The 20,089-nt window shown below is 73.5% G+C and carries 12 protein-coding genes; 4 read left to right on the top strand and 8 right to left on the bottom strand.

The window, feature by feature from the left end:
• The first annotated feature begins 213 nt into the window (after positions 1–213).
• Both H5965_RS01070 and H5965_RS01065 read left to right on the top strand, forming a co-directional pair.
• Positions 214–1,143 carry an ATP-binding cassette domain-containing protein gene (locus H5965_RS01070; RefSeq protein ID WP_310967220.1) on the top strand — a complete coding sequence of 310 codons (930 nt, stop codon included), beginning with the start codon at positions 214–216 and terminating at the stop codon, positions 1,141–1,143.
• Positions 1,140–1,973: an ABC transporter permease gene (locus H5965_RS01065; RefSeq protein ID WP_310967219.1), complete on the top strand. Its 834-nt coding sequence runs from the start codon at positions 1,140–1,142 to the stop codon at positions 1,971–1,973. Before H5965_RS01070 ends, H5965_RS01065 begins: the two co-directional genes overlap by 4 nt.
• Here the strand turns inward: H5965_RS01065 and H5965_RS01060 are convergent.
• The 5 genes from H5965_RS01060 to H5965_RS01040 are packed head-to-tail and all read right to left on the bottom strand — an operon-like array spanning position 1,970 to position 13,674.
• Complete coding sequence (locus tag H5965_RS01060; RefSeq protein ID WP_310967218.1) at positions 1,970–3,076, bottom strand: glycosyltransferase; 1,107 nt, start codon at positions 3,074–3,076, stop codon at positions 1,970–1,972. The two genes, H5965_RS01065 and H5965_RS01060, sit on opposite strands and share 4 nt — an antisense overlap.
• The gene (locus H5965_RS01055; protein WP_310967216.1) at positions 3,073–3,849 is read right to left on the bottom strand and encodes an alpha/beta hydrolase; all 777 of its coding nucleotides are present in this window, start codon (positions 3,847–3,849) and stop codon (positions 3,073–3,075) included. Before H5965_RS01055 ends, H5965_RS01060 begins: the two co-directional genes overlap by 4 nt.
• Positions 3,837–4,121: a phosphopantetheine-binding protein gene (locus H5965_RS01050; protein WP_310967214.1), complete on the bottom strand. Its 285-nt coding sequence runs from the start codon at positions 4,119–4,121 to the stop codon at positions 3,837–3,839. Before H5965_RS01050 ends, H5965_RS01055 begins: the two co-directional genes overlap by 13 nt.
• Positions 4,118–7,909, bottom strand: a complete 3,792-nt coding sequence (locus H5965_RS01045; protein ID WP_396136870.1) for a beta-ketoacyl synthase N-terminal-like domain-containing protein — start codon at positions 7,907–7,909, stop codon at positions 4,118–4,120. The genes H5965_RS01050 and H5965_RS01045 overlap by 4 nt, the downstream gene beginning before the upstream one ends.
• Positions 7,910–7,929: 20 nt before the next feature.
• Positions 7,930–13,674: an SDR family NAD(P)-dependent oxidoreductase gene (locus tag H5965_RS01040; protein WP_310967211.1), complete on the bottom strand. Its 5,745-nt coding sequence runs from the start codon at positions 13,672–13,674 to the stop codon at positions 7,930–7,932.
• A gap of 205 nt (positions 13,675–13,879) precedes the next feature.
• Between H5965_RS01040 and H5965_RS01035 the strand changes: the two genes are divergently transcribed.
• Both H5965_RS01035 and H5965_RS01030 read left to right on the top strand, forming a co-directional pair.
• The gene (locus tag H5965_RS01035; RefSeq protein WP_310967210.1) at positions 13,880–14,665 is read left to right on the top strand and encodes an SDR family oxidoreductase; all 786 of its coding nucleotides are present in this window, start codon (positions 13,880–13,882) and stop codon (positions 14,663–14,665) included.
• A gap of 1 nt (position 14,666) precedes the next feature.
• Positions 14,667–15,635 (top strand): aldo/keto reductase, encoded by a 969-nt coding sequence (locus H5965_RS01030; protein ID WP_310967209.1) that lies wholly within the window; start codon positions 14,667–14,669, stop codon positions 15,633–15,635.
• 4 nt (positions 15,636–15,639) lie between these two features.
• Here the strand turns inward: H5965_RS01030 and H5965_RS01025 are convergent, their stop codons facing one another.
• The 3 genes from H5965_RS01025 to H5965_RS01015 all read right to left on the bottom strand — a co-directional run bounded on the left by H5965_RS01025 (position 15,640) and on the right by H5965_RS01015 (position 19,975).
• On the bottom strand, positions 15,640–18,249 hold the full coding sequence (locus H5965_RS01025; protein WP_310967207.1) for a CHAT domain-containing tetratricopeptide repeat protein: 2,610 nt from the start codon (positions 18,247–18,249) through the stop codon (positions 15,640–15,642).
• Between the two features lie 92 nt (positions 18,250–18,341).
• Positions 18,342–18,524 carry a hypothetical protein gene (locus tag H5965_RS01020; RefSeq protein ID WP_310967206.1) on the bottom strand — a complete coding sequence of 61 codons (183 nt, stop codon included), beginning with the start codon at positions 18,522–18,524 and terminating at the stop codon, positions 18,342–18,344.
• Between the two features lie 311 nt (positions 18,525–18,835).
• Positions 18,836–19,975: a serine hydrolase domain-containing protein gene (locus H5965_RS01015; RefSeq protein WP_310967204.1), complete on the bottom strand. Its 1,140-nt coding sequence runs from the start codon at positions 19,973–19,975 to the stop codon at positions 18,836–18,838.
• Positions 19,976–20,089 lie beyond the last annotated feature (114 nt).

Below are 20,089 nucleotides of genomic sequence, written 5' to 3'. Positions count from 1 at the left end.
CTACCTCCGTGTTTCCGGGTGAACAAGCCGCTCCCGATTCTTTGTCACGCGCGAGGGATCGCCTGTGTCCGGAAGGGTCACGCAGGTCAGCCCTTGTCACGCCGGTGCGATCCGATTCCGCGAAAATTGTCACGTGCCCGGCGAATGGCGGCGGAGTTCTTGATCGCGACGGCCCGGTCCCGATACCTTTTGCGAGGCAGGAAAGGAGCGGCCATGCCCCAGCCGGTCATCGCCGTGACGGACCTCGCGAAGCAGTACGGCGAAGTCACCGCGCTCGCCGGGATCAGCCTCACCGTCGCCCGCGGCGCGGTGCTGGCGGTCCTCGGCCACAACGGCGCCGGGAAGACCACCTTGATCGACATCCTCAGCACCCGCGTCCGGCCGAGCGCCGGCACGGCCCGCGTCTGCGGCTACGACGTCGTGCAGCGCGGCCGCGCGGTCCGGCGGCGGATCGGGGTGACCGGGCAGTTCGCCGCGGTCGACGACACGCTGTCCGGCCGCGGGAACCTCGTGCTGATCGCCCGGCTGCTGGGCGCGAAACCGCGGCAGGCGCTCGCGCGTGCCACCGAACTGATCGCCGCCTTCGGCCTCGAAGACGCGGCCGACCGCCCGGCCGGGACGTACTCCGGCGGGATGCGGCGCCGGCTGGACCTGGCCGCGGGCCTGGTCGGCGCGCCGCAGGTGCTCTTCCTCGACGAGCCGACCACCGGGCTGGACCCGGTGAGCCGGGCCGGGCTGTGGTCGATCGTCGAGGGCCTCGCGGCGCGCGGCACCACGGTCGTGCTCACCACCCAGTACCTCGAGGAAGCGGACCGGCTGGCCGACCACGTCGTCGTCCTCGGCTTCGGGCACATCACGGTGTCGGGGACGCCGGCCCAGCTGAAGGCCCGGCTCGGCACCCGCACCGCGACCTGCACGTTCGGCACCGAGCTGGCGTTGCGGCGCGCGGCGGACGCGTTGGCGCGCCTCGGTCTCGCGGCCGGCCGCGCCGGGCTGGTGCTGACGGTGCCGCTGTCCGGCCCGGGCGACATCCCGGTGGTGGTCCGCGCCCTCGACGCGGCGGGCGCGCCCCTGCGCGACCTGACGGTGACCGAGCCGACGCTCGACGACGTCTACCTTTCGCTGCACCGGGCGGCATCGTGACGCAATCCCGCCACCACGCGGCCGTCGCCGCGCTGGCCGATCCGGCGGCGTGGCCGGAATCGGGCTTCTGGACGCAGGTCCGCGTCCTGACGGCCCGATCGCTGCGCACCGCGTTCGGCGACCGCCGGCTGGTCTTCTTCGGCCTGCTGCAGCCGATCGTGCTGCTGTTGCTGTTCAGCCAGGTGTTCAGCGGCGTCGGCGCCCTGCCGGGCGTCGCGGCGTACCAGGGTTACGTGAACTTCCTGGTGCCGGCCACGCTGGTCAACATCGCGATGACGACGGCGATGAGCTCGGGAGCGGGCCTCCTGGCGGAGATCTACGGCGGCTTCACCGGCCGCCTGCGCTGCCTGCCGATCTCGCTGTTCTCGGTCCTGGTGGCCCGAACGCTGGCGGACTCGGCACGGCTGGGCGTTCAGTTGGTGGTGACGGCCCTCGCGAGCGTGGCGTTCCTGGGCTTCCGCCCGGCGGGCGGCGTGGCCGGTCTGGGCTTGGCGTTGGCGCTGACGCTGGTGGTGGGCTGGTGCCTGAGCTGGGTGTTCGTGGCGATCACGACGTGGCTGCGCAAGGCGGAGACGCTGCAGGCGGCATCGTTCGTGGTGATGTTCCCGCTGATGTTCTCATCGAGCGCGTACATGCCACTGGACACGATGCCGGCGTGGGTCCGCGCGGTTTCGGCGGTGAACCCGTTGACGTACGCGATCGACGCAACGCGGGCGCTGGCTTTGGGCCGCCCGATCGGCTGGTCGGTGTTGACGGCCCTGGTGATCGCCGCGGTGGCCGCGGTGGCGGGCAGCTTCCTGGCCGCCCGCACCTTCCGCGCCCGCAGCTAACCCAACGACTCCAGGTGCGTCGCCGCCGCTTCCGCGCCGCCGGCTGCCTCGAACGACTCGCGGATTCGCGCCGCCCCTTCCGTGTACTCCGGGGCCGACTCGATCGCCTTCCCAATATCCGCCGCCTTTGCGCGATCGAACCGCAGCCGCACCCCCGCCGAAGCCGCGACCACCTGCTGGGCCAGCATCGACTGGTCGTCGCGGATCGGGGCGACCACCAACGGCACCCCGGCCGCCAGTGCTTCGCACACCGTGTTGTGGCCGCCGTGGCAGACCACCACCGATGCCCTCGCGAACACCGCCACCTGCGGGATCCGGCGGGCCAACGACACGCTCCCGCTGATCAGCGAGCCGGCGGGATCCACCACCAGCCCCTGCACCGACGGCATCCCGGCCAGCGCGTCCACGCTCTCCGCCAGGAACCGCGCCCCCGCCGAGGCGTTCGACGTCCCCAACGTCACCACGACCAGCGGACGTGAGTCCACGAAGGACCAGTCGTCCGACGGCGAAGGCAGCACCGGCCCGACGAACGCCACCGGCACCGCCAAGCGGGGATCTCCGGCCAAGGCGCGGGTCGTGAACGCCAGCACCAGGTGCGGCGAGAACCGCAGGTCGCCGAGCAGGACCCCGTGGCGAGCGCGCAGCCCGGCCTGGAGCTCGGACACCCAGGACGCGATCTTCGGCAACGACCCCAGCGGGTCGGCCAGTTCGGTGGACGTCGAGGCCGACGTCGCCCACGGCAGACCGCACCGCGCGGCCACCAGCGCCCCCGCCATCGCCTGCTGGTCCGCCACGACCACGTCCGGCGCGAACGACGAGACCGCCGAAGCCACGCCCGGCACCATCGCGTCCGCGAGCGGCACCAGGTACGACTCCCACAGGTACTTCAGCGCCGCGAACCCGCGCAACCCCGGCGGCCGCAGGGACAGTTCGAACGGCGCGGAATCCCCGGCCGGGAAAACCGTGCCGGAGACCAAAGTGGACAGAGCAGGCTCGGGGCCGCACCAAGCGACGGTATGGCCCCGCGAAGAGAGCACCTCAGCGACCCCGCGCAACGGCGCCACGTGCCCGGCCAGCGGCGGCACGACCAGCAGGAACCTCACGCCGCGTGCCGCCCGATCCAGCGAAGCACCAGCTCGCGCACCTCCCGGTGCTGCTCCACCAGCACCGAATGCCCCTGCCCCTCGAATACGTGCAGCTCGCCGTTCGGCAGCAACGACGTCAGGGCTTCGAGGTCGTCGGCCTGGTAGCCGTGACTGCCCAGGATGGACAGCACCGGGCAGCCGATCGCCGCCACCTGTTCCCACGTCAGCAACGGCCCGAGCGGGACCTCCTCGGCCATCTTCGTCGACGTGATCCGCTCGGCCGCCATCCGCGCCAGCCGCCGGTGGTGGGCGCTGAAGTTCGCCTCGATCCAGTCGAAGCTCTCCTCCACCTGCAGGAACCGGACGGTGTGCGCGAGGATCGCGCTCATCTTCTCCGCCCACACCTCGGTCGCCGGCTCCGATTCGATGCACACGATGCTGCGGACCCGGGACGGGCAAGCGACGGCGTAGCTGTAGGCCAGCGTGCCGCCGAAGCTGTTGCCCACCAGGTGCACCGGCCGGTCGACGCCGAGCTGCCGCAGCAGGTCGTCGAGGTCGGCGACGAAGTCCCCGAGCGTGTAGCCGCGCTCCGGCCGCTCGGTCTTGCCGTGCCCGCGCAGGTCGTAGCTGATCACGTCGATCCCGGCGGCCGCGACCGGCGGGGCCAGGGTCAGGTAGAAGCTCGCCAGGCTGTCGGTGCCCATGCCGTGCAGGAACACCACGGTTTCGGTGCCGCCGGCGGGCACGAGCTGCACGTTCGTGCGCAGCCCGTTGACGGTCATCGTGGGCACGTGCGCTCCCCCACGAACCGGGCGATGTCGCCGACGGTCAGGCCGATGACGTCGTCGAGGTCCTTCTCCGCCAGGTACTCGGCGAGGTTGACGGCCGGCCCGAAGTGCTCGGCGAGAATGCTCGCGAAGGTCACCAGGTCGATGCTCTCCAGCTGCAGGTCCTCGTGGAACGTCGTGTCGGGCGTGATCTCGACGCCGAGGACTTCGGCGTCGCCGACGAGCTCGGCGAGCAGCTCGGCGACGACGTCGAACGTGGTGGACGCGATGGTCATTTCGTGCTCCTGACGTGGGCGATGGCGGTGTCGCCGTCCAGCTCGACCGGGACGGCGAAGCGCGGCAGGTCCCGGTGCCGTCCGGACACCGTGCCGTCGTCGTGGACGCGGATTTCCGCCGGGTAGACGGGTTCGCCGAGCCGGGCGCGGACGGCGTCCTTGACGGCGATCCGCCGCAGCAGCCAGCCGCGTTGCTGCCGCGGCGGGACGGCGGCGAACTCGGCGCGTTCGGACGCGCTGAGGTAGATCCCGGCGTAGATGTCCCGCGCGGCGACCGTCGGCCAGCGGTCGGTGACGGCCACCGAGCCGTCGTCCCGCCGTTCGGCCAGCAGGTGCTCCGCCGGGAACGCGTAGACGCGGTGGGCGGCGCGGTCGCACGGGAACCGGACGTCCCGCCAGCCTTCGATGCTCGCCAAAACGTCACCGTCGCCGACCAGCTGGGCGTCCATCTCGAGGACGTCCGGCCGGGGCAGCCGGACCCGCACCAGGCACTCGAGCCGCGTTCCGGGCGCCGGTTCGGGGCCGTGCCAGGTCAGCCGGCCGATCGAGCGCGGGAAGGCCAGGAGGTCGCCGGCCCGGGTGGCCATCAGCCAGCAGCCGAGCAGCTGGCCGACGTTGTCGAGCAGCCCGCCGGGGGCGTCCGGGACGACCAGTTCGCCGCGGATGTGCTGCTCGCCGAGGCCTATCAGCCGGGCCAGGCCCTGGTACGCGGGGCCGTGGAACATCTCGCGCCGCGCGTAGATTTCGGCCGCGGACAGCGGCGGCGCGGTCTCCGGCCCGGGCACCCCGGCCCGTGACGGCGGTGGCGCGAAGGTCCCCAGTTCGACGGTCATCAGCGCGTACGGCCCGATTTCGACGGTCACATGATCGCCCTCGCGGCTCATCGACAGCGGCACCTGCTGTGCCGGGGCGGCGATGAGCCAGCGCGAGAACACCGCGTCCCGCACCGCGACCGCCGTCGTCCCCGGCCAGGTGCGCTCGACGGCCCGGCAGGCGAGGTCGACCAGGGTCGTCGCGGGGACCACCGGGCGGAAGTCCGACTCGTCGGGCCAGCCGTCGCGCTGCCGGAAGAACCGGTGGTCACGCAGGTACGGCATGGCCGTCAGGGACACGTCCACAGTGGACTCGACGCGGCGCCGGGCGGCCGCGACGACGTCCGCCGCGGCCTGGCGGGTTTCGGTGAGCAGCGCGGTGAACTCGGCGACGATCGGGTCCGGCACCCCGGCCGGCAGACCCGGCTCGTCCAGCAGGCCGCGCGCCGACTCCCCCAGCGAGAGCAGGGAGTTCCCGGTGGTGAGCCGGATCCGCCGCGGTTCCAGCGCCGCGAAGTCCGGGTCGCCGCCCTCGGTCCACAACGCGGTGGTGAGCCGCCGGAGCTGCGCGAGTCCGGGCCGCGTGCCGGACGCGGCCGCGACGACCAGGTGCCGCCGCTCGCCCAGCGTGTCGGCGACGAACGAGCCGAGCTGACCGGCGCCGACCGGCACGAACACCCGGAACCCGGCGTCGTGCAGCGCCTCGGTCAGCTCCCGGAACCGGACCGGGCGCAGCAGGTGGTCCAGGTAGAGCCGGCGGACTTCGGCCGGGTCCGCCGGGTACGGCCGCGCGGTCGTCGCCGACCAGACCGGCAGCGCCGGCGCGCGCAGGTCCAGGCCCGCGACGAGCTGGGCGAAGGGCGCGAGGTGCGGTTCCATCAGCGGGGTGTGGAACCCGGAGCGGAACGGCAGGGTCGTGGCCACGATCCCCGCGCCCCGGCACGTCGCCGCGAAGTCCGCGACGGCGTCCGGCGGCCCGCACACGATCGTCTGCCTCGCCGCGTTTTCGTGAGAGACGACCAGGTCGGCGGGCAGCAGCTCGGCCACGCGGGCCGCCGAGGCGCCCAGCACGAGGTAGTCCGCCTCCGGCAGCTCGAAGCCGTCCGGCCAGTAGCGCGCCACCGCGTCCGGCGCCGCGGTGTACATCCCGGCGGCCTGCATCGCCGTCCACTCCCCGACGCTGTGCCCGGCGAGTGCGTCCGGCCGGATCCGCAGCCGCCGCAGAACGTCGTCGAGCAGCAGCCCGGCCGCCGACACGCTCGCCGCGCGGTCGAGCACGCTCGCCGTCGACCACTGGGGACGGTCGAGTCCGAAGTGCTTCGCCACGTCGTCGAGCCGCGGTTCGCCGCCCGCTTCCAGTCCCGGGTGGACGAACGCGGTCTTCCCGCCCGGCAGCAGCGGATCGACGCTGCACCAGACGTCGCCGGCACCGTGCCACGACCGGCCCTCGGCCGCCACCTTGGCGATCACCCGCCGGGCCGTGGCCCGCTTGCGCTCGTCGGGGCCGACGATCCCGAGCCGGCACGGGCCGTCCCCCGGACCGGGCGTGTCGAGCTGGTCCAGGAGTTCCTCCGGCGTGCGGGCGGCCAGGCGCAGCACGCGTTCCGGTTCGTCGACCCGCACCCGCCGCTTCGGGGCCGGATCCCCGGCTTCGAGGACGACGTGGGCGTTCACGCCGCCGAAGCCGAACGCGTTGACCGCGGCCACCCGCGGCAGCGCGCCCCACGGCTCGGCCTCGGCCAGCACCCGGAAGCGGGTCTTGTCGAGCAGCGGGTTCGGGTCGGCGCAGTGCAGCGTCGGCGGCAGGACGCCGTGGTGCAGGGCGAGGGCCACCTTGACCAGCCCGGCGACCCCGGCGGTCGGCAGCGTGTGCCCGATCATCGACTTCACCGAGCCGATCACCGCGCGGGGCCCGGCCGCCGGGCCGAAGACATCGGCGACCGTGGTCAGCTCGGCGGCGTCCCCGGCGGGGGTCGCGGTGCCGTGCGCTTCCAGCAGGCCGATTTCCGCGGGATCGCGGCCCGCCCAGGCGCGGCGCAGGGCGAGGGTCTGGCCGGCGACGGACGGGCTGAGCAGGCTCGCGCCCCGCCCGTCGCTCGACGTGCCGCAGCCGCGGATCACGGCGTACACGCGGTCGCCGTCGCGGCGGGCGTCGGCCAGCCGCTTGAGCACGACGATCGCGGTGCCCTCGCCGATGAGCATGCCGTCCGCGTCGCGGGACAGCGGGCTGATCCGCTGGCTCGGCGACAGCGCGCCGAGCTGGGTGAACAGCGACCACAGCGTGTCGTCCTGCGTCTGGTGCGCGCCACCGGCGAGCACGACGTCGCAGCGGCCGCGGGCCAGCTCGCCGATCGCCTGGTCGACGGCGACCAGCGAAGACGCGCAGGCGGCGTCGACGGTGTACGCCGGGCCGCCGAGGTCCAGCCGGTTCGCCACCCGCGCGGCGGCGAGGTTCGGCACCAGCCCGGCCGCGGTCTCGGGCCGGAACTCGCCGAGCGGTTCCAGCAGCGCCGTCCGCAACCGCTCGAGGACGGCCGGACCGGCCGACGGCATCAGCTCGCCGACCGTGCGGGTGATCTGCCGGACGGTGCGGACGCGCTGGTCGAAGCCCTGTAGCCCGGGCGAGAGGTAGCCGCCGCGGCCGAGCACCACGCCGATCCGCTCGGGGTCGCCGAGCCGGCCGAGGCCACCGGCGTCCGCGACCGCGCCGACGGCGACGGCCAGCGCCGTCAGCTGGTCCGGCTCGGTGCCGTCGAGGGACGTCGGCGGGACACCGTGGGCGACCGGATCGAAGTCGAGGGTGTCCGCGGTGAAGCCGCCACGCCGGCCGTGGGTGCGGTCCGGCGCGGCGCCGTCGCGGCCGTGGAACTCCGGGTCCCGCCGGTGCGGCGGGACATCGGTGACGGCGTCGGTGCCGTCGACGAGGTTCCGCCAGTACTGGTCCACTGTGGACGCGCCGGGCAGGAACACGCCCATGCCGACGATCGCGACCGGGGTCACCACAGCGACGCCGTGTACAGCACCGCACGGTCCGTGCCGTAGGCGAGTTCGCGCAGCAGGGCCGCGGTGGCCTCGCCCGGGTCGAGCAGGGCGACGTCCCGGCGTTCGTACTCGCGGGCCAGCTCCGGCGAGACCATGCCGCCGTGGTCCTGCTCCGGCGCCCACGGTCCCCAGTGGACGGTCACCGCGCGTCCCGGCCAAGCCGTCCCGAGTGTTTCCAGCGCGTCGTTCGCGGCGGCGTAGTCGGTCTGGCCGCGGTTGCCGAGCACGGCGGCGATGCTGCCGAAGAAGGCGACGAACCCGGGTTCGGTCTCGAACGCTTCGAGCAGGGCGCGTGCACCGTCCACTTTGGTGTCGAAGACGGTCCGGAACGACGATTCGTCCTTATCCGCCATCAGCCTGTCGTCGATCACCCCGGCGGCGAAGACGACGCCGTCGACCCGGCCGCCCAGGTCCTTGACCAGCCGGTGGACCGCGTCCGCGTCACGGACGTCGAGCGCGTGGTAGGCCGGGTCGCCGCCGGCGGCGCGGATCTGGTCGAGCGTCCGCCCGATCTCGCGCTGGGCCAGCACGGTCCGCACCCGGCGTTCGATGCCGGCCACCGAGCCCCCGCGGCCGGCGAGCACCGCCCGCATCGCGGCCGGGTCGGCGGGCAGGTCGTCCGGTTCGCCGGGCCACGGCGTGCGCCCGGCCAGCTCGATCCGGGCCCCGGAGGCGGCGAAGGCGACCGCCGCGTGGGCGGTGATCCCCCGGGCCCCGCCGATCAGCAGCACGACGGAGTCCGGGCCCAGGCCCAGCGCGGCGAGTTCGCCGCTGACCGGGCCGGCGCCGGAGTAGGCGATCGACGGCAGGTCCGCCGGCCGCGGCTCGACGGTGAACCGGCCGGCGTTGTCGTGCCCGACGACCGCGGGACCGTCGCTGAGGGCCTCGTCCACCAGCGTTTTCGCCACGTCCTGCGTGACCTCGACGAGCCGCGTGACCCCCTCGCGTTCCAGCGCGGCCGACCGGACCAGGCCCCTCAGCCCGGGGACCGTGTCCGGCTCCGCCGCCACGAAAACGTCCCCGCGCAGCGCCTTGAGCCGGGTGAACACCTCGGTGAGGTCGCGGGCGAACAGCACGGTGAGGTCCGCGTCCCCGGTGACGACCTCCGCCCCGGCCGCGGCGAAAGCGGCCCGCACGGCGTCGTCCGGCGCGGCCACGGTCTTCCCGCGCAACCGCCCGGGATCCGGGTCGAGCGGCACCGGCACCCGCTCGAGCCGGTACCGGGTGGGCGCTTCCGTGGCCGGTGTGGGGTTCAGCCAGCTTTCCAGGTGTGCCGTCAGCGCGTCCGCCGTGCGGTCGCGGCTGAGCTGGTCGGTGCGGTCGTCGGCGGGCAGACCGAGGCGCGACAGCAGCGTGCCGGCGATCTCGGTCCGCTTGATCGAGTCGATCGAGAGGTCGGCTTCGAGGTCGAGGTCACCGGCGATCATCTCGGCCGGGTAGCCGGTGCGCTCGCTGATCACGCCGATCACCGTGCCGAGGACGTCGGCCGGGGCTTCGGGTTCCGGCTGCGGCTCTTCGATCCGCGGCTCCTCGAGCACCACCGGCACCGGTACCGGGGCGGGCGCTGGCCCGGGCGCGGGTGCGCTGCCGAGGTAGCCGAGCATGACCTCCCGCTGGGCGGCGACGAGCTCGCGGGTGGTGCGCAGGAAGTCCACGATCGCCTGGTCGCGGCCGGGCGCGGGCTGGGTCATGGCGGTACTCCGGATTCGTCGGGCCGGGGGCAGGGCGGGGACGGCGGAGCCGGGCGCGCGGACGGACCGCCCGTCCACGGCCCAGGCGGTCGGGGACGGTTCGGGGGGCTTCGGCCTGGCCAGCCGTTCGGTCCGGACGTCGACCCCGGCTTCGGCCAGTGCGGTGAGCGCGGCCAGGAAGCCGGTGAGGTCGGGCCCGCAGGCGACGACGGTGTGCGGCCGGTCGCCGAGGATGTCCTTGACCAGCCGCGTCAGGACCCGACCGGGCCCGGCTTCGACGAAGATGCGCGCCCCGGCCGCGTACATGGCCTCGATCTGGTCGAGGAACCGCACGGGGGCACCGATCTGCGCGGCCAGTTCACCGCGCACGTCGTCTTGGTACGGCTGGGCGGTCCGGTTGGCCCACACGGGCTTCCGCGGAGTCCCGATCGCCGCTTCGCTCAGTGCCCGGGCGAAAACCTCGCCCGCACCGGCGACCAGCGGACTGTGGAAGGCACAGGCGACGGGGATCCGCTGGGCGGAGACGCCGACCTCCTCGAGCCGCCGGATGGCCCGTTCGACCGCGGCGACGGGTCCGGAGAGGACGGCCTGCTCGGGCGCGTTGTGGTTGGCGACGACGACGTCCGGGCCGATCAGCGTGGCCGTGAGCGCGTCGCGGTTCGCCTTGACGGCGGCCATCGTCCCGGGCCGGGCGACCTGGGCGATGGCTTGCGCACGGGCCCGGCTGAGGCGCAGGAGGGTCGCGGTGTCGAAGGCCCCGGCGACGGAGAGGGCGACGAGTTCGCCGTAGCTGTGCCCGGCCAGGAAGTCGGGATGGACGTCGAGCTGGCCGAGAAGCTTCACGACGGCGGTTTCGACGAGCCCGAGCGCGGGCTGCGCGACCCGGGTGTCGGTGAGGGCGCTTTCTCGAGCGTCGGCGGCCTCGGCGGTGAAGGCTCGGGGCGGGAAGGCCGTCGCGGCGACGTCGGGCGCGAGGCGGAGGAGTTCGGCGAGCTCGGGGAAGTGGACGAAGAGCTCGGCGAGCATGCCGGTGCGCTGGCTGCCCTGGCCGGGGAAGAGAAAGGCGATCTTGCCGGGATCGCCGGCCGCGTCGCGCCGCCGCGCCACCGCGCGTTCCAACTCGGCCAACGCCTTCTCGGCCGCCGGTGCCCAGTCCCGCAACCCGTGCCGGCGATCCGGAGCCACCGGTGCCGCGCCCAGAACGGCGTGGAAGTTCGTCCCCCCGAAGCCGAACGCGCTCACCCCCGCCAGCCGGGCCGGGTGCGCCCACGGCCGGGCCGCCGTCGTGAACGTGAACGGGCTCGCCGCCGGGTCCCAGGCGTCGTTCGGCCTGGTCAGCTGCAACGTCGGCGGGACCACCTCGTGCCACAGCGCCAGCGCCGCCTTGATCAGCCCCGCCAAGCCCGCTGCGCACTTCGTGTGGCCGATCTGGCTCTTCACCGACCCCAGCACGCACGAACCCGCTTCCGCGCCCGCCTCCGCGAAGAACGCCGTCAGCGTGCGCAGCTCGGTGGCGTCGCCCACCACCGTTCCCGTGCCGTGGGCCTCGACCAGCCCCACGTCCACAGGGGACACTCCCGCGTCCCGGTACGCCCGCTCCAGCGCCCGGCGCTGCCCCTCCGGCCGCGGCGCCGTCAAGCCGAGCGCCTTGCCGTCGCTGGCCGCGCCGACGCCCTTGACCAGCGCGTAGATCCGGTCGCCGTCGCGCTCGGCGTCGGACCGGCGCTTGAGCACCAGGCACGCCACGCCCTCACCCAGCGCGATGCCGTCGGCCGCCGCGTCGAACGGGCGGCAGCGGCCCGTCGGGGACAGCGCGCCCGCCGACGTGAACATCAGGTAGTCGTGGATGCCGTTGTGCAGGTCGACCGCACCACAAAGGACGAGCGAGCTCGTGCCCGCGCGCAGTTCCTTCGCCGCGAGGTCGAGCGCGGCCAGCGACGAGCCGCACGCCGCGTCCACCGTGTAGTTCGCGCCGCCGAGGTCGAGGCGGTTCGCGATCCGGCCGGAGATGACGTTGGCGAGCGTGCCCGGGAACGTGTCCTCGGTCGGCTCGGGCAGCTGGGCGAGCAGCTCGGGTGGCACTTCGTCGAGGTAGCCGTCGAGCAGGGACCGCAGGGTGCCCGCGTTCGCCAGGTCGCCGCCGGCCTCCGCGCCGAACACCACGCTCGTGTGCTCGCGGTCGAAGTCCCGGTTCGCGTACCCGGCGTCGGCCAGCGCGCGGCGCGCGGTCTCCAGGGACACCAGCTGCGCCGGGTCGATGCCGCCCATCGCCGACGGCGGGATGCCGAACTCCAGGGGGTCGACGTCCAGCGGGGGCAGGAAGCCGCCCCACTTCGACGTCGACTGTCCGAAGTAGACGTCCGGGTCCCAGCGCTCGCGGGGGACCTCGGTGACGGCGTCGTCGCCGCGGAGGATGGCCGACCAGAACGCCGGCAGGTCGGGCGCGCCGGGGAACGTGCAGGCCATGCCGATGATCGCGAGGTCACCGGAGTCCGGCGCCGGTTCTTCCGGGCGGACGAACGCCTTCCCGGCGGTGACCTCGCGGTGCAGTTCGGGGATGGTCGTCCGGCGGTCGCGCAGGACGGCCACCTCGCCCGCCATGAACATCCCCTCGGCCAGCTGGGTGGCCGTGTCCAGGGCCTCGCCGTCGCGGCGGACGCCCTTGCTGGCGACGCGCAGCCGTCCGGTGTTCAGCTCCTCCAGTCGTTGCCACGCTTCGGGCGTGTCCCCCAGACCGGCCTTGACCTGCGCGAATTCCGCCGTGTACGGGCTGGGCAGGCAGCGCGTGCGGTGGCCCGGCGCGGTTTCCAGCGTGACGGTCGTGTCCGCGGCGAGCGCGCGGTCCTGGAACAGGCCGGTGATCGCGCCGTGCGCCACGGCTTCTTCGGTGAACAGGTAGGCGGTGCCCATCAGGACGCCGGCGGCGTCGAGCGGCTCGGCCATCGCGGCGACCATGGCGGCCGAACGGGCGTCGTGGATCCCGCCCGCGAAGAGCACCTCGACGTCCTTCGCGGTGCCGAGGACGGCCAGTTGCTCCTCCCACAGCTCGAAACTCGCCTTCGGGCCGACGTGCCCGCCGCACTCGGCGCCCTCGAAGACGAACCGGCGGATCCCGGCGTCGAGGTACTGGCGGAGCAGGACCGGCGAGGGCACGTGCAGGAACGTCGCGATCCCCTCGGCTTCCAGGGCTTTGGCCTGCCCCGGTTTCCCGCCCGCGACCAGCACGCACCGCGGCCGCGCCGCGCGGATCGCGGCGAGCTGGGCGACGCGCAGGTCGTCGGGGACGAAGCCGAGGATGCCCGCGCCCCACGGCCGGTCGCCGAGGCGCTCGGCGGTCCGGGCGAGCAGCTCGGTGGTGCGCGCGCCGTTCGCCGTGGCCACCGCGACGAACGGGAACCCGCCCGCGTCGGCGACCGCGGCCGCGAAGCCCGGCTGGTCGCTCACCCGCGTCATCGGGCCCTGCACGACCGGTAGCGCACTGCCCAGGGTCGCGCACAACCGTGTGCCGAGCCCGGCCGCGGGCACCTGCGCGCCGACGATCCGTCCGACGTCCACAGTGGATTCGACGACGACGCCCGTCGCGCCTCCGGCGAGCGCACCCACCGCCGTCCGCGGCCCGGCCGCGCGGCCCCACACCGGGACGTCGAAGGTGTTCAGGAGCTGTTGCAGCAGAACGAAGTCACTCAGGTCACCACCTCGGGCGACGAGTCCCAGCGCGCCGCCGCGAACGGCTTCGGCGGCCGTAACGACGTCCGCGACCTCGGCGAGCGCCCCGGCCCACGGCGCTTTCGTGCGGACGGCGAAGGCCGCTCCCGCGGGCACCGGGCCGTCCGTCCGCACCGCGTACGGCACCCGGACCCGGGCCGCGACCAGCCGCAGGTCCGCGGGATCGGCGCCGTCGAGGACGCCGAGGCCGCCGCCGCGCGCGACCGCGGCGACCACGTCGGGATCGCCGACCCCCAGGCACCGCAGCCGACGAGCGTGCGACGGCGGGACGAGCTCGGCCATCGGCGGACCTCCTGTGCACGGGGCGTTGCGATCTTCAGGAATAACGCACGAGGCACCGGAAACGCAATACTCGTGCTAACGTGCAAAACCGTGGAACAAGGCAGGATCCTGGCCCTGAGCAGCACTTTTATCACCCGCATCGCAACCCGGAAATACATTTCCCGCACGCACGTGACAATTCGAAGCTGAAATATCTGGAGCTCGCGTGGAACTGACTGGACGCGTGGTCGCGCTGACCGGCGCGGCACACGGAATCGGGGCCGCCATGGCCCGCCGCTTCGCCGCGGAAGGCGCGGCCGGGGTGGTCGTGTCCGACGTGGACGCCGCCGGCGCCGCCCGGGTGGCGGCCGAGATCACCGTCGCGGGCGGCCGGGCCGTCGGGGTGGCCGCCGACGCGACGTCCAAACAGGACCTGAAGGCGCTGGTCGCGACGGCCCGGGCGGAGTTCGGCCACCTCGACGTGTTCTGCGCCAACGCGGGCGCCGCGTTCGGCACCGGCGTGCACGCGGCCGACGAGCAGTGGCAGCGGTCGTGGGAGATCAACGTCATGCAGCACGTCCACGCCGCGCAGGTGGTGCTGCCCGCGATGCTGGCCCGCGGCGAAGGGTATCTGCTGATCACGGCGTCGGGCGCCGGTCTGCTCGGCATCCCGGGTGACGCGCCCTACTCGGTGACCAAGCACGCGGCCGTCGGCCTCGCCGAGTGGCTGGCGATCACCTACCGGCCGCGCGGGGTGCGGGTCAGCGCGCTGTGCCCGCTCGGCGTCCGGACGGCGCTGCTGGAGCCCGGCATCGCCGCCGGTCACCCGGCCGCGCTGGCCATCGCCGCGGCGGCCCCGCTGATCGACCCCGAAGACGTCGCCGAGGCGGTCGTGCGCGGCCTCGGCGAGGAGGAATTCCTGATCCTGCCGCACGAATCGGTACGGGAGTCCTTCGCGCGCAAGGCCGGCGCGGTCGACGCGTGGATCGACGAGATGGCCGTGGGAGGCTGACGTGGAGTACCGCAGGGTCGGCGCGAGCGGGCTCGCCGTCAGCGAGATCGCCTACGGCAACTGGCTGACGCACAGCGCGCCCGGCTGCGTCGCGGCGGCGCTGGACGCGGGCATCACGACGTTCCACACCGCGGCGGCCTGGGACGGCGGCGCCGCCGAAGCCGCATTCGGGGCGGCGTTCGCCGGGGTGCGCCGCGAAGACCTGGTGCTGTGCACCGGCGTGTTCTGGCCGGAAGGGCCGGGCCCCAACGACGCGGGGTTGAGCCGCAAGCACGTGATCGCGTCCCTGGAGGGCTCGCTGCGGCGGCTGCGCACCGACTACGTCGACGTCTACCAGCTGCTGCGCTTCGACTACCGCACGCCGGTCGCCGAGACGTTCCTCGCGCTGTCGGACCTGGTGCGGCAGGGGAAGATCCGCTACGTGGGCACGTCGGAATGGACGGCCGAGCAGCTGCTCCAGGCCCACGAAGCCGCTCAGCGGTACGACGTGCCGCTGATCGCCAACCAGCCGCACTACTCGATGCTGTGGCGGGTGCCCGAGGCCCAGGTGATGCCGGTGGGCGCACGGATCGGCGTCGGGCAGTTCGCTTCGGTGCCGCTCGCGCAGGGCGTGCTGACCGGCAAGTACCGGAACGGGCGGATCCCGCCGCCGGGCTCACGCGGGGCCGGGCCGTCGTACGCGCGGCCGTTGCTCCTGCCGGAGCTGCTGGAGCGGGTGGAGCTCCTGCGCGGCGTCGCGGACGACGCCGGCCTGACGATGGCCCAGCTCGCGCTGGCGTGGACGTTGCAGCACGAGACGGTCGCCGCGGCGGCCGCCGGCGCGAGCACGCCGGAGCAGGTCACGGAGAACGCCAAGGCCGCCGGCGTCCGGCTCGACCTCGACGTGCTGACCCGGATCGACCAGCTGCTCGGCAGCTTCGTCCAGACCGACCCGCGGCTGGTGTGGTCGCCGCCGGCCCAGCTGACCTGACGCGTTATCCGGCACCCAGGCAGACGAAGGGCCGCCGGAACGGGTCGACGGCGATGGCGTCGGCCAGCGCGAGCGCCGGGCTCTCCCGGACGGCCAGTGCGCGGTAGTAGTCGTCCATCGCGGCGGCCGAGGCGAGGTCGCCGACGCGGGACAGCGGCGCGATCACCGTCCGGGAGCCGCTGGCCAGCAGCGCGCTGGCGAAGCCGAGGGCCTCGTCACCGGGCCGGATCCGGTTCATCGCGAGCTCGCACGCGGCGAACACGACCTGCCGCGGCGGCTGCCGCAGCCCGGCCATCTCGTGGCCGAAGAGGGCACCGTCGGCGAGTTCGAGCCGGGAGAACAGCGCGTTCTCCGGCTCGTGGGCGCCGTGTGCGGCGAAGTGCGCGAGCTTGGCGCCGTCCATCGCGCGCAGCACGGACTTCACGGTGGCCTTGGCTCCGGTCATCGTCGTCGCGGTGCGGTAGTGCGTGGTGAGCTTCTCGAGTTCACCGCGGGCGCCGGCCAGCCCGGGCCCGCGCACGAGCACGATCTTGCGGGCCCGCGAGGACTTCGTCAGCTCGGCGGCGAGCCAGGCGGTCGCCGACGGCGCGACGACGGTCGGCCGCCCCCGCAGCCCGGGCAGCACCCCCCACGGCACGGCGTAGAGCGGCCCGGTCGGGACGACGACCAGTTCGCGGTCGCCGATGAGGTCGGCGAGGGGCTGGATGAGCTGCGTGTCGAGCTTGTCGGCCTGCTTGTGCGCCGACGTCATGACGACCTCGGCCAGCCGCTCGGGCAGGTTGTCGGGGGCCAGGGCGTCGAGGTCGACGTTGAGCACGCGCGCGGATTCGGCGGCGGATTCGGCGGACCCGAGCCGCACGAGCCGGCACTCGCCCCCGGCGATGACGACGGCGACGAGCTCGTCCCCGGAAGCGGCGAAGCTGACCATGGCCCGCTCGCCGAGCCGCGCGACGACCTCGGCCAGCCCGGCCACCGGCCGCGGCCGGCCCCACCGCCCGGTGTGCCAGCCGAGCCGCTGGGCTTCCCGCAACCGTTCGTTGTACTTCGCCCGCAGACCGGCGATGGGGTGCCCGTCGTGCTGGGCTTCCTGGATGGCCTGCCCGAGCCCCCGCACCTCGGCCACGCGCGCGGCGAGCTCCGGATCGGTCCCGGCGGAGAGCGGTTCGTAGCGGTAGGTCTGGGCGCGCGTCCGTTCGAGCCAGACGAACAGCCGCCGCGCATCGTTGCGCTCCAACACGAGCTTGACGGCGAGATCGGCGAGCTCCTGCCCGTGCAGAGCGGTCCCGGAGACGAGGTCCAGCCCGCCCATCCGATCCCGGACGGCATCGAGCTCGGTCAGCCCGGACCGGATCTCGGTGAGCGCCTTCGCCCGGTCCCCTTGGGCAACGGCGAGCTCGGCCCGGCACAGCCGCCGGAGCATCCGGTAGTCGATGGGGGTCAGCTGGCCCGGCCGAGGGACCTTCTGAAGGGTCTCGACGGCCCGCTTGAGGTTCCCCCGCCGGATGTCCAGCCGGACGGCGAGCATCCGCGCGGTGGCGGCCTGCTCGGTCAGGCGCGGAACCGGCAGCGTCTCGGCGGTCCGGATCGCCCGGTGGGGCAGCGCCGCCGGGATCTCCCCGGACCGCAGTGCTTCCCGGACGTCCGCCTGCAAGCCGATGATCTTCGCGTTCCCGACGCAGGTCTGGCAGCCCACCTTGAGCATCCGGCGCCGGGCCGACCCGGCCATCTGCCGGGCGAGGTCGAGCTCGTCCGCCATCAGCGCGGCCTCCGCGCGGTGCAGCTCGATGTAGGCCAGCTCGCGGGTGACGCTCGGCTGCGACTGCATCGTCGCCATCAGGTCGTCGAGGTGTTCGCCCGCCTCACCGGCCAAGCCGGCGGCCAGCAGCGCCTCGGCCTGTTCCAGCCGGAGCTGGGACGGCACGTCGAGATCGAGCGCCCGGTACGACCGCTCGCTGACCTCGTACAGCCGCAGCGCCTCCGGCACGTCACCGGTCCGCAGGGCCAGGGTGCCGAGGAACCGGCGCCCGTCCGCCGCGTCGGCGCGCAGCTCGAACTTCTCCGCGAGCTCGATCGCGCGGTTGAGGTCTTCGCGGGCCTGGGCGACGTTGCCCAGCTTCGTGTGGACCCACCCGGTGGCGGCCAGGGTCTGGACCAGGCCGACCATCCGGGGCTCGGGTTCGGGGGTGTGGTCGAGCCAGTAGCGCCGGTGCTCCATCGACGCGGCGAAGTACGCGAGGCTCTCCTCGTTCCGGCCGACGCTCATCAGCCGGGCCCCGTAGTTGTGCTCCAGCGCCGCACTCAGCTCGGCGCGCACGACGGGGTCGACCACCCCGTTGATCAGCAGGCGGACGTCGTTCAGCCCGGCCAGACCGGCCTTGAAGTCTCCGGTGATCTCCGACGTGAGTGCCACGAGCGTGCTGGAGAGCCGGATCCGCGTGATCATCCAGTCGGTGTGGTGCTCGGGTTCGACCGGATACATCGCGTCCAGCAGGCCCATCCCCTTGCGGAGGAGGCGGACACCTTCGTGGAAACGCCCGAGGCAGGAGACGTCCGAAGCGGTCTGCTGGAGTTTGCGGACCCTGTCGATGGTCTCGGACGGGTCCAGCTTTGTCACAGGCACTCTCCTATGACAGCACAGGCGAAAGCAGAACGGAGCCCGCCTACCGGTCAAAGATCGGCAGGCGGGCGGTCACAGCTTGGTGAAGCTCAGTTGACCTTCTGGTAGCACGGAGGTGCGCAGTTCGGCGTCACGACCGGCTCTTCCTTCAGGTGGTCGTGACCGATGTGCACCCAGCCGAACTGGTCGGGCTCGGGGTGCGGGACCACCGGGCCGGCCTTCTCGACCGGCTCCGGCGTTTCCTCCGGCTTGACATCCGTGGGCGTCGACATGGTCGATCTCCTCTCCCCTGGGGATCTTCATGGGGACGCTGCCGTGACGGTGAGTCCCCCTGTCGCGAGGCCCTCTCCTCGCGAACGGACCAATAGTTTCACATCGGAGCAATGATCGGGAGAGTTTTCGCTACGGAAAGTCAGTCCGAAGCGCGTGAGCAGCGTCGATGTCCCGTCCGGAACGTCCTAAAGGGTGAAGTCTGTAACGACGTCCACTACAGACGTGCATTCCGACCAGTGGGCGAGCGGTGTTGCTCCGGATGCGGACCGTGACGACCGGACGATCCGGCGGGACTGTCGCGTGTGGACGGCTAGGCCGTCGCTGCCGCGTGGACCGCGCGAACCAGGCGAGCGTTTTCCGGGGCCGCGCCACCCGGGAAGGCGAACCGGCGGCGGTTGTAGCCGTACGCGAGGCCGCTGCGGGGGTCGGCGAAGGCTTGGGAGCCGGCCGCGCCGCTGTGGCCGAAGGCGCCCTGGCCCAGCACCGGGTAGTCGTCCGAGACGATCGCGAAGCCGAGGCCGAACGCGTTGTGGTTGCGCGTCGCGAGGTCGTCCCCGATCGAATGGATCTGCGCGAACTCGGCCGCGGTCTCCGGCCGCAGGAGCGGCTCCGCGCCGCTGATGACCGCCGCGTACATGCCGGCCAGGCCACGGGCCGACGCAACGCCGCCCACCGAGGCCGGGCTCAGCTGCCGGACCAGCTTGAGGTTCGGCAGCTCCCAGAGTTCGGGCGCCTTCGGGTGGTTGCGGTTGAAGGCGATGCCCGTGATGCTGTCCGGCCCGGTCGCGTTCGCCTCCAGCTCGGCCAGCTGCTCCGGCGTCGGCAGCATCGGCTGCGTGGTCAGGAAGCGCGGCTCCAGGTCCTCGGGCAGCCCCAGGTAGAAGTCCAGGCCGAACGGCTTCCGGACGCGCTCTTCGAAGTGTTCTTGGATGCTGCGGCCGGTGACGCGCCGGACGACCTCGCCGGTCAGGGCGCCGATCACGAGAGCGTGGTAGCCGAACGCGGTGCCGGGCCGCCAGTACGGCCGCTGCGGGGCGAGCCGCTCGGCGATGATGCGGTCGTCGGCGATCTCCTCGGCGCTGAACCCCTCATCGGCGCCCACGACGCCGGCGCGGTGCGCGAGCAGGTCCCGCAGGGTGATCCCGTCCTTGCCGGCGGCGCCGAACTCCGGCCAGTAGTGGGCGACCCGCTGGTCGAGGTCGAGCACGCCGTCCTGCACGAGCAGCGCGACCACCAGGTGCGCGGCCCCCTTCGTGGAGGAGAAGACGCCGGTCAGCGAGTCACCGGTGATGGCGGGCCCGGTCCACAGGTCGACAACCCGTTCGCCGCCGACGTGCGCAACGAGCTGCGCGGCGTAGTCACCGCCTTGATCGGCCGCAACGGCGGCGAACTCCTCCCGGACGGACTCGAACCCATCGGCGACGGTCCCCTGGACGTGCTCGGACGACATGGCGGCTCCCTCGGTGATCTCGACGTCTGCGCCAGGAACCAACCCACGAGAAGCCGAGGTATTCCGGCCGCTCGGTGTTTCGGAACGCGGTAGAGACGCGGCCGCGCGGGTACC

Origin of the sequence: Amycolatopsis sp. 505 (genome assembly GCF_031625235.1) — a bacterium.
In the GTDB taxonomy this organism is placed as follows: Bacteria; Actinomycetota; Actinomycetes; order Mycobacteriales; family Pseudonocardiaceae; genus Amycolatopsis.
The sequence above is the reverse complement of the archived record's forward strand: the minus strand, read 5'-3'. Positions and strand labels throughout refer to the sequence as shown.

What these genes read in the sequence shown, in the direction of transcription:
- H5965_RS01070 (WP_310967220.1), top strand. Translation starts at nt 214, where the DNA reads ATGCCCCAGCCGGTCATCGCCGTGACGGACCTCGCGAAGCAGTACGGC.
- H5965_RS01050 (WP_310967214.1), bottom strand. Translation starts at nt 4,121, where the DNA reads ATGACCATCGCGTCCACCACGTTCGACGTCGTCGCCGAGCTGCTCGCC.
- H5965_RS01045 (WP_396136870.1), bottom strand. Translation starts at nt 7,909, where the DNA reads ATGGGCGTGTTCCTGCCCGGCGCGTCCACAGTGGACCAGTACTGGCGG.
- H5965_RS01040 (WP_310967211.1), bottom strand. Translation starts at nt 13,674, where the DNA reads ATGGCCGAGCTCGTCCCGCCGTCGCACGCTCGTCGGCTGCGGTGCCTG.
- H5965_RS01020 (WP_310967206.1), bottom strand. Translation starts at nt 18,524, where the DNA reads ATGTCGACGCCCACGGATGTCAAGCCGGAGGAAACGCCGGAGCCGGTC.
- H5965_RS01015 (WP_310967204.1), bottom strand. Translation starts at nt 19,975, where the DNA reads ATGTCGTCCGAGCACGTCCAGGGGACCGTCGCCGATGGGTTCGAGTCC.